Raw genomic sequence first — 14,176 nt, 5'->3', positions numbered from 1 at the left:
GTAATTCTTAGACGGGAGAAAAAAATAAAGGTGGGTACCCTTTTAAAAGGGGGACCCACCTAATGCTTTCTTTACAACTGAACTATCTGCCATTGCTGGTTGCGGCCGCCATTGTAAGGCCACTGTATTACACCACCGCCATTTGCGGTAGAAGCGCCATTTACGTCAAGGCTTTGACCGCTGTTGCGGTTGGTTATTTCAAAATACCCAAAACCCATATCCACTATACGCCATTGCTGGTTATTGCCACCCGAATAATCGTATTGTATAATACTGGTGCCCGAAGTGGTAGAACCGCCATTTACGTCAAGCGCTTTATTGCTGTTACGATTAATGATGCTATAGTAACCATTGCCCAGGTTGGTTATTTTCCATTGCTGGTTATTGCCGCCCCAATAATCCCATTGTACAATAGCGCCCCCATTGGCAGTTGAGGAACCATTTACATCCAGTGCTTTATTACTATTACGGCATACAATGCGATACCATGCCGAACTGTTGAAACTGCCGGAAGGAAAACTTATACTGGTATTGCCCCAGCCATATTGCAACCGGGTTAAGCCCGATGCATTATTTGTAGTTAATGAAGAACCGCTTAAAGTGAGCAAACTATACGTATCACCATCACGTAACCCCGGCCAGTACACACAACCCATAGAGCGGCCTAAGATACCCTGCGTCATTCCCTGAAAGTAAGCGATCTCGCGGTCGCTTCCCGGTGCACCTAAATAGTTCTTTCCCGTGGTCATAGGAATGCCAAACTCGGTAACAATGGTGCGACCGGGATAGGCAATTGACTGAATAGCCGCCACCCAGTCGCCAGCAGTTGTTTTGTTGTTATCGAACCAGGTATAATTGTGATATGACAGCAGGCAACTGCTCAACCGGCTGTCGGCGCCTACTACATTCACATTCTGCGCGTATCCCTGCCCGTCGAGAATAATACGGCCGCGGGGCACCGAAGGATAGTTAGTTAACCAGGTTGCATAGAGATTATTGAGATCGGTTGTGCTGTAGCCATGCGGTTCATTGAATGGTTCAAAATAAACGCGGCTGGTAGAACCATATTTGTTTACAATGGTTTGCCACATACTCCAGAACTGGGTGGTATTATCAACCAATCCATCGCGCGAGCTGCTGCCTTCCCAATAAGCAAGAATTACATTCATACTCCTGCTTACTGCCAGGTCGATGGCGCCTGTATAAGCACTCCAGTATGATTGAGATACTGTTGATGGATTTACCGGCAGCCGCACCGTATTGGCGCCCCGGTTTTGAAAAGCCGTAAGAATGGGGCCTGCTTTTGTTTGTACGGTGGCATAGCTGTCGGTAGACGCCAGCCCGCTCACCACTACAAGGCCGTCTTTGAAGTTATCGGCCGGGTCGGCCCAGTTCAAACCTTTGAAATTGTTGGTCGCATTTACGGTTACAGGCAACCGGTTGGTAATTGCACCACCGGCAGTTTCAGCGCCGGTCCCTGATGGCGATTTTGTACAGGCTGCTACCATTACCGGCAGCAGAAAGATGAATAGCTTTTTCATTGCAATCGTTTTTAATGGTTAAAATGGGAGAACCATTAAAATTAATTGCATGAGAAGAACCTGTACGGGGGACAAATTCTTAAATTATGGGGGGCAAATTTAGTTGACGAGTTAACAGGTTAACAGGTTAACTCGTCAACTGGTTTATTATTCCACAACAGGTACTGCTAAATTTACCGGCGGCTGTGTTACAGCGTTTTGCTTCTTCACTTCCGGCTTGTAGATATTAGCGCCCAGCTTTTCGGTAAAACTCCTTGAAACGAAACGTGGGAAGAACGCATGGAGTTTATTGGTAAAGCCAGGTATGATCTCGGCCTTGCCTCTAAACAAGCCACGTACAGCGATCTTGCCCACCACATCGGGCGACATATTAAATCTTTCAGCTGTCTTTATAGTGGCCGCCGACATACGGGCCCGGTATACAAAATTAGTATCGGTACTACCGGGTATCAGCAAACTTACCGATACCGGCGAATTGCGTAGCTCAAAGCGTAACGCGCGGGTAAAGGAATATACAAATGCCTTTGACGCAGCATAAATATTTAAATATGGAATGGATTGATAGCAGGTAGTGCTGCCCACATTTAATAAAAACGCCTGGGTACGTTTTTTGAGCACCGGTACATAAGCGTGCGATAGCGACACCTGTGCTTTAATATTTACATCGATGATATTCAACTGCTCGCTTAACTCCAGCTGTTCAAAAGCACCATTAAGCCCAAAACCAGCATTGTTTACCACTACCTGAAGTTCATCGTGCCAGATACTTGTCCACGAAGTAAGCGTCGTGAGCGCATCCGGTGAACTAAGATCGAGCGGCAAAGTATAAATAAGAGAATCATATTTTAATTCAATCTCCTTTTTTGTTTCTGCAAGGCCGGCCTCGTTTACATCAACCAATAGCAGGTCAAAATCAAGACGTGCCAGTTCTTTGGCTATTCCCCGGCCTATTCCACTGCCCGAGCCGGTCACTAATGCATATGACATATATTTTCAATTAATAAGGTTTCAAAAATTGTTTATGCTCTTGCTTCCTGAGCACCTTCAGTATTCAGGGGCAACGACAATTCCGCCAATTTCGCCGGCGTTGGTTTCAACCTCAGCTGTGCCAGGCGATGATAGAACGGGGTTGGACTATCCTTATGTTTTGGCTGGTACGCCCCGGTAATAATAGGTATATACATTACACGCCTGCGGCTTTTGGCGCCAATGAACGGTGATTGCTGAACGCGGTGCCATAAACGGCCATCATGTACCGTAAGGTCGCCCGCTTCAATATCAAAACCCACTTCTTTTTTATCGGGGTTATTGTCAATAAAGTATTTCTTCCTGAACAGTAAACGGAACAAACTCTGACTATGCGTGCCGGGCAGTACCCGTAAACCGCCGTTCTCATATGGGCAATCGTCTAAATGAACGCCAACATTCAACATTGGTAAAATACGTGAACCTAAAAAGAGGTCGCGCGGGCTATCGGTATGCCAGCCCAATTGTTTATACTGGCTGTTTTCGGTATTCACATAATGATTTACCACCAGTCCGTCTTTTTCATTCTCCCCTATGCGGCCGGCATAGGCCCCCAGCAGTTTAATGAGCGATTGCAAACGGGGATCTTTTAAAAAATCATGTAGTTTTTGACTGTATTGCGAAGTAAAGGCCAGGCGCTGAATAATGGAGTTGCCATACTCATCGTGCCCGAATTTAAGCGGTATACCATTTACTTTTTTGATATCATATGTTATAAGATGTTTCTGAACACTATCAACTTCTCTAATGAATTCCTGCACAGTTTCCTTATCAATAAAGTTCTTAAATTGAATGATACCGTATTTATTGAAATAAGCTATATGTTTATCGGTGATGGTTTCTTCTAAACGAAACACCTGTTGTTCAAACTGTTTCATAATGCTGGTATAAAAAGATTAATAATTATTATCACTTTCATAAACATGAAAGCAATAACTCATTCGTCTGTGAAAATAGTAGTGAATTACCGGACGCTGGAGGGGGAATAGAAGTATGTCCGGCGAAAGCGGATTAACAACAGCAGGAACAACAACGGAAAGAAGCAGACTGAATTGCAATAGAGAATGTGGCGGCCTTTTGGGCAACGTTACTGCCGGGCCACCTGCCAGGATGTAAATGATTTTGTTGCATAGTGTTCATATTATTACCCCACTAAATTACTAGGCTAATGTACGACATTATTTCATACCGGCAAATTGTTTTACAATAATTATTTAAGGTGAGCGTCCCTCCAAAGGGGCGCTCACCTCGACATACTTTTAACATTACGTTGTATTCGCGTTTTTCTTCCACTATGGGCAATTCCTTCGTTTCGTACCCATCAAAACTGAAAACCAGCACCGAATCGCCGGGTTTAATTTCAATTGCGTACATGCCATCATACATAGTGCCCGAAACATTGCGTGTGCCTTTAACCTGTATGGTTGCGCCCTCTATGGGCGAGCGCTCTTCAAAGGTTACAACCTTGCCAGTCAACACAATACCTTTCACCTGCGCTTTTAAGAACAAGGCAGAAAACACGAGCAGAAAGAATATTACAACAACCTTTATCTGTTTCATACAACGCTTATTCTAATATTTATCGAACCATATTTTTGTAAGCAGGTTATCGGTACCCTGATTTACAACGGCCTGTTTATAATTATTGCCATTAAGCGCCTGTTCCGAACCGGGGTAAATAAAACGTACAGGTATCTTTTTATCCAGCTCACCAGCCACCGCAGGTGTTAACTGAGGGTAATCGAGGCGGCGCCATTCGGCAAATGCTTCCAGCCCCTGGCCAAACAAGGCGATCCATTTTTGCTCACCAATAGACTTTTTATAATTACCGGCATCATACTTTACTGCAGCCTGCGACAGGTAATTATTAATAGCAGTAGCATCTGTAATTCCAAACTGGTTGAGCGAAGCCTTTATGGCCGCTTCATATAATGAGTTGGCATTCTCTGTTGTAAACCCTCTTGCAGCGGCTTCTGCCCTGCCAAACAGCACTTCGGCGTAGCTGGTAATAACAGCCGGGGTTTGAGGAGTAGAGAAATAGGTACCCGGCTTACTGGTTTTGGCAAACCCCAGGTTATTGGCATCGCTGTTGGTAAGACCGCTTGGCACACCTACATAGTTTGTAACAGTTGCATCGCTTGGTTTATTAGCGTATACAGGCAGGCGGGGATCATTCAGCGCATATAGCTTATCAACAATTGTTTTACCAATACGATAGTCATCGCGGGTTTCGAACCAGGCACTCACGGGATTTTGCTGTGGCGATGTTACATATACAAATTGTGCGATCTCAGCATTGGCACTTATTAAACCGCCGGCATCTGCCAGCACATCATTGATGGTTTGTTTTGCTTTCTCGGGCTCCTGGTCTGCAATACGCAGGGCAATACGCAAACGCAATGCGTTGGCAAACTTCTTCCACCTGTCGATCTTTCCGCTATAAATTATATCGCCGGCGATGGCATTACCTGTAGTAGTTAAAGCGGCCCCAGCTGTTTTAAGCTCGTCGAGCAATCCATAATACACATCTTTCTGCCGGTCATAGGCCGGGGTGAGACTATTCTTTATATCTCCGGCCTGTTTATAGGGAATATCACCATAAGCATCAGTAAGCAAACTAAACACCCACGACCGTAATATGATGGCCACATTCTTGTAATTGACATTTGCCTTTTCATCGGGCAACTGAATAATGGTATTCAAATTAGTGATGCTTTGCGCATAGCCCGTATTCCAAAGAGAAGTAAAGCTGCTATTTGAAAAAATATACCTGTCGGGCTCTGTATACTGGATCTTTGCCCAATGCTGAATGATCAATAAAGTTGAATTGAAATTATTATCGGCTCCCCAATACAGATCGGAGGTTATTTTTTGCGCTGCGGTAAGCAGGTAATCGGGCTGTGGATTTTCAGCTGCATTGGGATTCTTATTTATTTCAACCAGGTCTTTTTTACATGACACTGCCAGCATCATCAATCCGGCAAAAGCTACACTATATATGTTTATTCTCATTGTAATGCTGCGTTTAAAATTTGAAATTGATATTGAAACCATAACTTCTTGTTGTGGGCACCGACAGGTCTTCCAAACCCTGTGCATTGCCATAGGTAAATGCAGTTTCGGGATCAATATTGGGAACATCCTTATGTATGATCCACAGGTTTCGGCCCACCAGGGAAACGGTAGCGCTTTGCAAACCAATCTTCCTGATCAATTTAGCAGGCAACGTATACCCTAATTTCAACTCCCTGAATTTTACATATGAAGAACTATACACAAATTGTTCTTCAATACTTCTTGGCGCTTTATAATATTGCGATGCAGAAATGATGGTTGTATTGGCACTTCCATTACTGTTTACGCCGTTGAAGATGATACCATCATCATATACAGCTTCGCCATTGGGGGTGCTGCCGCCTTTGGCCAGCGCAACCGTACCATTGGCTTTGTTATTATTGGGATAGTAGTAATTTAAACCACCATGATCGGCATCACGGCCGGGCAGCGTCATTGCCAACACACCCGTATAGCTGCCGGTTGAATTAGAACCTGCGAACATAGATCCGCCAATGCTGGCATCTATCAGGAAGGAAAGATGAAAGTCTTTATAAGAAAACTTATTGGTTATGCCGCCGATCCAGTCGGGCGTATATTTGCCAAGCACTTTCTTATTGGGATCAGCCTGCGGCAGGCCATTCTTTACAATTATATTACCGGCGCCATCACGCAAATAAGCGTTGCCAAACAGCGTACCATATGGTTTGTTAACGCCGGCGATCACCTGAACGCTGCGATAACTTCCCAATACAAAGTTCTGCAGGCGGCCTTCATCATCTAACCGCACCAGGTTGCTTTTGTTGGCAGCATAGTTTACATCAACATCCCATTGAAACGATCCTTTTTTAACAGGTGTAATGCCTAATTGCACTTCAATACCTTTATTATTGATCTCACCGGCATTCAGCAATTTTTGTGTATAGCCGGTGGTAGCACTGACATCTACCTTCAATATTTGATCTATACTGGTTGTATTGTATAAACTCACATCGAACCGCACCCTGTTATTTAACAAGCCAGCTTCTAATCCCAATTCGGTTGAATTAGTGCTTTCTGATTTAAGGTCCGGATTAAGATCGATGCCCGATGTAGTAAGCTGTGGATTGCTATTGAAAGGCGCATTGAAACTATAAGTATTTATTAACTGATAGGGATCGGCATCGGCGCCTACTTTCGACCAGCCGCCACGGATACGCGCATAGCTCAACACCGGGCTTTTTATATGAAATGCTTCGGTAAGCACAAAGCTGGCATTGAATGAGGGATAATAGTACGACAGGTTCTGTGCCGGCAAGGTAGAGGAACGATCATTACGGGTGGTAATATTCAGGAACGCATAATTGCGAAACCCGAGCTGTACCGAAGCAAAAGTACTGTACGTTTTTAACCGGTTATAACTATTAGATGACAGCAATGGGTCGCGGGAATTTGCCAGCGTATATACATTGGCTACTGCAAGCCTTGGCGCCTGCTGGTCATTTTCTTCATAATACCGCGACCGGATATTCCCTCCTAACAGCGCCTCAAATGTAAGGTCATCGCTCAAATTCTTATTATAGCGAATGTTAGCTTCTGTATTATTTTCATTAACCGTGTAAGACGTTTCCTGGTAAGAGCCGTATGGTGTTCCGTTGGTGCCATACGCCACTTTGATCTTCCGCCTGTCGGTATAAAAATCATTACCCGACCTGAAAGTAGCATTCAAACCGTTGGCAATTTCGTAATCGAGCTTTACAGACCCTACCAACCTGTTACGTCGCTGACTAACCGTATTTTCATAAGCCACCCAAAACGGGTTGCTGTAATAACTATTGTTCCAGTTGAATGTATTACCAGCTGCATCTTTATAATTCCGAAGCTGATCAATGTCTACCTGACGACCAAACCAGGTGAACTGTAACATTGTGCTTGTTGCTCTTTTACCACCGGAACCGGGTAAATTAGGCGCATTATTTACAATATAATTGGCAGTGAGGCCAAGCTTTAATTTTGGGGTAACGGTGAACTGTGCATTAAATGCTATATTATTCTTACGTGCCTCGCTGTTGGGTATAATGCCCGACTGGCGCTCGTTACCCAATGCAATGCGATAATTATAATTATCGCCCGCCCCTTCCAATGCAATATTATTATTGAGGGTAACACCTGTTCTGAAATAATCCCTCACATTATTGGGATGGGCCACAAAGGGAACAGGCGTTCCGTTTGAATAGAACTGCGGGATAAGCTGCCCATCCAATTTAGGGCCCCAGCTTTCATCAACGCCATCATTTATACCACCGCCTTTTCCATCAACATAACTGAATTTTCCTTCGGCGCCCTGGCCAAATACATTCTGGTACTCGGGCAGTATGAGTACGCTGGAAAACGTAGTATTTGAATTTATGGTAACACCAAGTCCACGTTTCTTTTTACCGGTTTTTGTTTTAATGAGAATAACACCATGTGCGGCCCGTGATCCATACAGTGCAGCTGCGTTAGGCCCTTTAAGCACACTTACCGTTTCTATATCTTCGGCATTGAGATCGGCTATGGCATTACGATAATCGCGCGATCCGCCGGCGCCCAACTGAGAATTATCTACCGGTATATCATCTACAATAAATAAGGGCTGGTTATTATTAGCTATAGACGTTTCGCCACGAATAACTATTCTTGAAGAGCCCATATCGCCCTGGGAATTGGTTATACGAACACCGGCCACTTTACCAGCCAGTGCGTTTACGATGTTCACCTCTTTTGCTTCAGCAATATCACCGGGTTTTAATTGCTGTGTGGCATAACCAAGCGATTTACGTTGCCGGGAGAAACCCAGGGCCGTTACCACCACTGCATCGAGCGATTTATCGGATGGCGACAGCTCTACCACAAGATGAGCAGTTTCAGCATCTACAACCACCTGCTGGGTTTCATAACCAACATAAGTAAAAGTGAGTATAGTTCCTTTATCAATTGTTATTGAAAAATTGCCACTACCATCAGAGGCGCTTGCGTTATCAATGGAATTTCCCCGCACGGTAACACCGGCAAGCGGCAACCCTGTGGCCTTTGACCTTACAACACCTTGCAGTGTTTTTGACTGTGAAAAAACAAGGGCGGGTAATAATAAAAGAATGAGGACCCCATAACATGTGACTGTTTTTCTCATTATATATAATTAATAGTTAGTATCAGGTAATAGATGGCCTGCCGGTTTTTACCGGAAGCATTAATGAAGACAATCACTCATTGCGGAACATTTTAGCGCAGGAACAGCACAAATATATAAAGTGTAAAAATATTGTCAAAATTATTCCACTATTTTAGTAGACTTAATAAGATGGATAACCCTGACGCTCTAAACAAAGCAATTTGACGTTTTAAACAAAATGCCCCATTGCCGAAGCAGATAATTTTGTGTAGTAAATTTTAAACAATGAAAAATACACACAACCACATCGGCACATTACAACACCCCCTGCCTTCGGGCTTTACAGCAACATCAACAGTACATGATGTAATAAAAGGCATTGACCTTAGTAACAAAACCACTATCATTACCGGTGGCTATGCAGGCATAGGATTGGAAACGGTAAAGACTTTTGTTGCAGCTGGCGCCACTGTAATTGTACCTGCCCGTGATATAGCTAAAGCAGCAAGCAACTTACGGGGTTTACCTAATGTGACCATTGAACAAATGGACCTTATGGACCCCGACTCTATTGATCAGTTCGCCAGGCGATTTAAGGAAACGCACGATACATTACATATACTGGTAAATAATGCCGGTATTATGTGGGTACCACTGCAACGCGACAAACGAGGTTATGAATCACAGCTTGCCACCAATCATTTAGGTCATTTTCAATTAACCGCCCGCCTATGGCCGGCATTGAAGAAAGCCAGGGGAGCAAGGGTTATCAATGTATCATCCTTTGGCCACCAAATGGCGCCATTTAACTTCGATGATCCTAATTTTCTTCATCGCGAGTATGAAACATTACAAGGGTATGGACAATCAAAAACCGCCAACAACCTGTTCACCGTTGAACTTGACAAACGGGGAAAACAGTACGGGGTACGCGCTTATGCTGTGCATCCGGGTTCAGTAAACGGAACCGATCTTGGCCGTGTAGCCCCGATGGCTTTATTTCAACAAATGGGCACCCATGATGAAGCCGGGAATATAAAACCTGAAGTAGCAGCAAAACTGAAGACCGTAGAACAAGGCGCTGCCACTACGGTATGGTGCGCAACCAGTGCACAATTACAGAACATTGGCGGCGTGTATTGTGAGAATGCCGATATTGCCGGGCTCGATGGGGGTGATATAGCAAAAAACTATGCCGAGCCTTCATCCCTACGTGGCGTACAGCCCTACTCTATCGACTCAGAGAATGCAAAACGATTATGGACCTTAAGTGAAGAAATGACAGGTATATCATTCCCGGTAAATTAAAACCGGGCATGATAAACCTGCCATGCAAGCCGAAGCGCTTCGGCTTTATCTTATTTTGTACATTTACTACTTACAAATGGAATTTGAGACCAAATATATTAGCCCGGATCTTAAACTATCAGAGTTCAAAGGAAAATCCTTTAAAACAGAAGTGGTGTTTGAGCACCACATGCTCATATGGTTCATTTCGGGCGAAACAAAGATCATTCAGGCCGACGATTCTCATATCTTTAAAGCTGGTGATATCTTCCTTATTCCGCGCAATAAGATCACAACGGTTATTAATTATCCATCGAACGGGCAGCCACATAAAGCCGTGGCCATGCATTTGACCACAGAAAAACTAAAGGATTTTTATGCACGCCATAAAGCCATTGGTAAAACGCAGCCACTAGAAACGATCCGCACCTATAAGGGCCATCCGTTACTGCAAAGCTGCCTGGCATCGCTGATCCCTTATTTCGATCTGGGACAGGAGCTGCCAGCTGATATTGCCAATATCAAAATTGATGAAGCCATAAGTATATTACGCGCTATTGATAAAAGCATCGACGGCCTGCTGGCCAATTTTGAAGAACCGGGTAAACTCAACCTCGCTGATTTTATGGAACGCCACTTTATGTTCAATATGCCGCTCGACAGGTTCAGCTATCTCACCGGTCGCAGCCTGGCCACTTTTAGAAGGGATTTTAAAAAGATCTATAATACCACTCCGCAAAAATGGCTAACCGAAAAAAGGCTGCAGCTGGCGCATTACCAGATCAAGGAAAAGCAACGAAAACCGAACGACGTTTATATTGAAACAGGATTCGAAAATCTCTCACACTTTTCATTTGCTTTTAAAAGCTATTATGGCTACCCGCCCAACGCGTTGCTTAATAAATAAGCAGGGCTACAGCGTTAAGCCACCATCTACTATAATTTCAGAGCCTGTAACAAAAGTAGCAGCTTCGTCGCTTAAATAGATCACCAGCTTAGCTACATCTTCAGCGGCACCCATCTTTTTTAAAGGAATGGAATCAACCAGGTGCTCGTGTATGTGCTGCAAAGTGGCATCATCTAACCCCATCTTGGTCATTACCTCAGTTTTTGTTGGGCCGGGGCTTACAATATTCACGCGTATTTTTCTGGGGGCCAATTCTGCGGCAGCTGTCTTTGCTATTGAATTTAATGCAGCCTTGCTGGCCTGGTAAACCGAGCTGTTGGCTTTATAAGTAGATGCAACAATAGAGGATAAAATAACCACAGAAGCGCCATCGTTCAATAAGGGAATGAATTTGCTCAGGGTGAAATAGGCGCCCTTAAAATTGATGTTCATTACGTTGTCGAAATCGGCCTCTGTTTTGCCTTCAATAGGTCCCATATTGCCAACAATGCCTGCATTGATGAACAGGATATCAACCTTACCATACTTTTGACTGACTTCTTCATAAAATGCATCTGTGTCTTTCAAACTGGCCTGATCTGCCACAAATGGAATGGCGCCTAATTCCGCTGCCGCCTTTTCAATAGCTTCTTTACGCCTGCCGGTTATTATTACGGTTGCTTCTTTGGCTATCAGTTCTTTAGCTGTGGCATAACCTATGCCGCTATTTCCGCCTGTAACGATCGCTACTTTGTTTTTAAACGTGCTCATAACTCTTTAATTATTTTTTCAAAGGTATGCCCGTTATGGTATACATTTGTAACCAGTATAACAGAGTATACCAATAAACCTATTTACCAATGCTAAGAGACCAGTCGGAAGAATTAAGGGCTTTACAGGATACCCTGTACTTTATAGGTGGCAAATGGCGCCTGCCTATTGTTAATTCCATATGTAATGGCAACCGGCGTTTTCGGGAAATTGAGCGCAGTATTCCCGGCATTACAACGCGCATGTTATCGAAAGAGTTGAAAGAAATGGAAATGAATAAACTGGTTAAAAGAACAGTGTACGACGAATCGCCCGTGCTGGTTGAATATGAGCCAACGGAGTATTGCCGTTCCTTTGGTAAGATCATTATAGAAATGATCAATTGGGGAAGGGAGCACAGGCGGGTAGTTACTAAGTTGAAAGGTTGATAGAGTTGATAAAGGAATGCGTGACACGGCTGCACCCGTGCCACGCTCACACAATTATCTTTTACGGAACACGATCCCCTCTACATGTTCTCCTACGGAAATATTGGCCATATCGGTGGTTTTATACCAGGCTGGCTTCTCTTTCATATCATCAGAAATAAGCTGTCCGTTTATGACCAGGTTTTCGAAAACGATATTTTTCACTTTCCTTTCTTCATTATAACCGGCAATGATCGACATGCCGGCATTCTTTCCGTTGTAAGTAATGTCTTTCAACAGCACATTTTCTACACCCCGCCCCGGTGACGTACAATATTTGCTATTGAAAAACACCCGGATGTTTACCAGTTGCCCCTGCCTGAAGTCTTCTATCCTGATATTCTCAAAACGAACATTACGCACCAGGTTATTATCGCCGGCATCGATGCTAAGGCAACCCTGGTAATCGATCTGCGCTTCTTTATGGTCAAGGATATCGATATTGATATAATTCAAATTTTCGAGTGTATCCGGATTGGGTGTATTGCCATGCGTGCCTATTAATATAGGATGCGCTACATCGGCCCACAGGGTTGAATTTTGCATGGTAACATTTCTGCTTGAACCGGTAAAACCCAAACGGGTACCATACACAGTAGTACAGTCGTCGGAATTGCGATTGAACACCCCATCGAACAGCACATTGGTACTGCTCATTACGTTCATACCATCGCCCCATCCATAATAGCTCATAGACTTTACATTGCGAATGGTAACACTATCCGAACCGCCGGTAAAACACTGGGTGCAGAAGATGCCTTCTATCAGCACATTCTTTGAATTTGCAATGCGCACTCCCTGCTTTACAGCAATATCAACCATACCGCTTCCCAGTACGCGCACATTACTTGCATCTTTGATGAGTATTTGTGCGCGCAGTATAGCCCCGCCTGCCAGGTACACCGTTTTGCCCGATGGCACTTTCAATATCTTTCCTTTTACTTCATGTATACCGGGGCCATAGTACAACAGGTTGGTATCGCGCTTATCGGGTGTAAACGTATTAATGGGGTTGGCAAATAAATGCAGATTATGAAATATATCGCCATTTATCTCTACCGATAAATTAGCAGGCCGGTACAGTTTAAAAATGACTGTACGCCCTTTTACAGTATGAGGAATATTATAAGACAGCGGCCTGATGCGCGATTGCTTAATATTCCCTTTATTATAGGTTACCGACACCTCCACTTCGCCAGAAAAGTCAAAATAACTCATCGAAGCATTTTCAGTGGTATGTTTTGCCCCTTTCACCTGGTCTACTTTTACCAGGTGAACGGGCAGGGTTTTCCATGGCTGACTGTGCTGCCGCACTTTAACAGTAAAATCAGTATTCAATTCTGCATTGGCCGGGGCTGAATAAACCGCCAATGCAGGCGGTTTATTATCAAAAGGAAAAGCTACTGAAACCTGTAAAACCAATAAAACTAAAAACACCAACTTAACCAAACTTGTCACGTACATGCTGATCTTCATTTAACTTTTGTTATTATTAATCATCTTATTTTTCCGTTAGCATCAACTGACCTCTTACTATTCCGGCATCATATCTTTTTGTATTAATGGTAAAGTACCAGCTGCCCGATATAAATGCATTCTTTTCATCTGTAGTTATACCCGTATTGCCAGCCAGCCCCAGATTGATGCTACCATTACGATTGGTATTTACAAATGGTAATATTCTTACCAGTTTACCATTTTCGGTAGCAGTGGCGGGGCCGTAAAAACTAATAGAAGTTATTGTGTCTTTCTTTGTATCGCGCCACAAGTCGGTCCAGGCAATGGAATAGGTTAATGTATTAGCATCTGCGTCGTACAATCCAGTGAATGTAGCTGTAGAAGTGGTGTCTATTGCCGGCACCAGCTGTTTACTGCTGGCGGTTGCATTTACAGAATAAACCAGTGCGTTTACGCCTGTAGGTTTGCCGCCCTTGGTACAGGCAATGGCTATAGAGAATAAAATAAATATAGTTGTCAATATTTTCATAAAAATGATCCTGTTGGTTATTAA

General features: G+C 43.8%; 12 protein-coding genes. 3 read left to right on the top strand and 9 right to left on the bottom strand.

The window, feature by feature from the left end; genetic code table 11:
• Window positions 1-71 precede the first annotated feature (71 nt).
• From GGD38_RS23990 to GGD38_RS23965, 6 genes are all read right to left on the bottom strand, one after another.
• Complete coding sequence (locus tag GGD38_RS23990) at window positions 72-1,541, bottom strand: RICIN domain-containing protein (protein WP_375301606.1); 1,470 nt, start codon at window positions 1,539-1,541, stop codon at window positions 72-74.
• 147 nt (window positions 1,542-1,688) lie between these two features.
• Complete coding sequence (locus GGD38_RS23985; RefSeq protein WP_375301607.1) at window positions 1,689-2,528, bottom strand: SDR family NAD(P)-dependent oxidoreductase; 840 nt, start codon at window positions 2,526-2,528, stop codon at window positions 1,689-1,691.
• 32 nt (window positions 2,529-2,560) lie between these two features.
• Window positions 2,561-3,445 (bottom strand): phytanoyl-CoA dioxygenase family protein, encoded by an 885-nt coding sequence (locus GGD38_RS23980; RefSeq protein ID WP_375301608.1) that lies wholly within the window; start codon window positions 3,443-3,445, stop codon window positions 2,561-2,563.
• A 274-nt stretch (window positions 3,446-3,719) separates the two neighbouring features.
• Entirely contained in the window at window positions 3,720-4,127 is a 408-nt protein-coding gene (locus GGD38_RS23975; RefSeq protein ID WP_375301609.1) for a carboxypeptidase-like regulatory domain-containing protein, read from the bottom strand.
• 12 nt (window positions 4,128-4,139) lie between these two features.
• Window positions 4,140-5,579, bottom strand: coding sequence for a SusD/RagB family nutrient-binding outer membrane lipoprotein (locus GGD38_RS23970; protein WP_375301610.1), 1,440 nt, complete (start codon window positions 5,577-5,579; stop codon window positions 4,140-4,142).
• Between the two features lie 13 nt (window positions 5,580-5,592).
• Entirely contained in the window at window positions 5,593-8,772 is a 3,180-nt protein-coding gene (locus GGD38_RS23965; RefSeq protein ID WP_375301611.1) for a SusC/RagA family TonB-linked outer membrane protein, read from the bottom strand.
• Window positions 8,773-9,039: 267 nt separating this feature from the next.
• On the opposite strand from GGD38_RS23965, the gene GGD38_RS23960 reads away from it, so the two are divergent.
• Together GGD38_RS23960 and GGD38_RS23955 are read left to right on the top strand one after the other, a co-directional pair.
• The gene (locus tag GGD38_RS23960; protein ID WP_375301612.1) at window positions 9,040-10,062 is read left to right on the top strand and encodes an SDR family NAD(P)-dependent oxidoreductase; all 1,023 of its coding nucleotides are present in this window, start codon (window positions 9,040-9,042) and stop codon (window positions 10,060-10,062) included.
• 76 nt (window positions 10,063-10,138) lie between these two features.
• Window positions 10,139-10,948 carry a helix-turn-helix domain-containing protein gene (locus tag GGD38_RS23955; RefSeq protein ID WP_375301613.1) on the top strand — a complete coding sequence of 270 codons (810 nt, stop codon included), beginning with the start codon at window positions 10,139-10,141 and terminating at the stop codon, window positions 10,946-10,948.
• Between the two features lie 6 nt (window positions 10,949-10,954).
• Here the strand turns inward: GGD38_RS23955 and GGD38_RS23950 are convergent, their stop codons facing one another.
• Window positions 10,955-11,698: an SDR family oxidoreductase gene (locus GGD38_RS23950; protein ID WP_375301614.1), complete on the bottom strand. Its 744-nt coding sequence runs from the start codon at window positions 11,696-11,698 to the stop codon at window positions 10,955-10,957.
• Window positions 11,699-11,787: 89 nt separating this feature from the next.
• Between GGD38_RS23950 and GGD38_RS23945 the strand changes: the two genes are divergently transcribed.
• Window positions 11,788-12,126 (top strand): winged helix-turn-helix transcriptional regulator, encoded by a 339-nt coding sequence (locus GGD38_RS23945; RefSeq protein WP_375301615.1) that lies wholly within the window; start codon window positions 11,788-11,790, stop codon window positions 12,124-12,126.
• Window positions 12,127-12,180: 54 nt separating this feature from the next.
• Here GGD38_RS23945 and GGD38_RS23940 read toward each other — a convergent pair whose 3' ends face one another.
• Both GGD38_RS23940 and GGD38_RS23935 read right to left on the bottom strand, forming a co-directional pair.
• On the bottom strand, window positions 12,181-13,641 hold the full coding sequence (locus GGD38_RS23940; protein ID WP_375301616.1) for a glycosyl hydrolase family 28 protein: 1,461 nt from the start codon (window positions 13,639-13,641) through the stop codon (window positions 12,181-12,183).
• A gap of 25 nt (window positions 13,642-13,666) precedes the next feature.
• The gene (locus GGD38_RS23935; RefSeq protein ID WP_375301617.1) at window positions 13,667-14,152 is read right to left on the bottom strand and encodes a CHRD domain-containing protein; all 486 of its coding nucleotides are present in this window, start codon (window positions 14,150-14,152) and stop codon (window positions 13,667-13,669) included.
• Window positions 14,153-14,176 lie beyond the last annotated feature (24 nt).

Source organism: Niastella sp. OAS944 (genome assembly GCA_024809215.1).
In the GTDB taxonomy this organism is placed as follows: domain Bacteria; phylum Bacteroidota; class Bacteroidia; order Chitinophagales; family Chitinophagaceae; genus Niastella.
The sequence above is the reverse complement of the archived record's forward strand: the minus strand, read 5'-3'. Positions and strand labels throughout refer to the sequence as shown.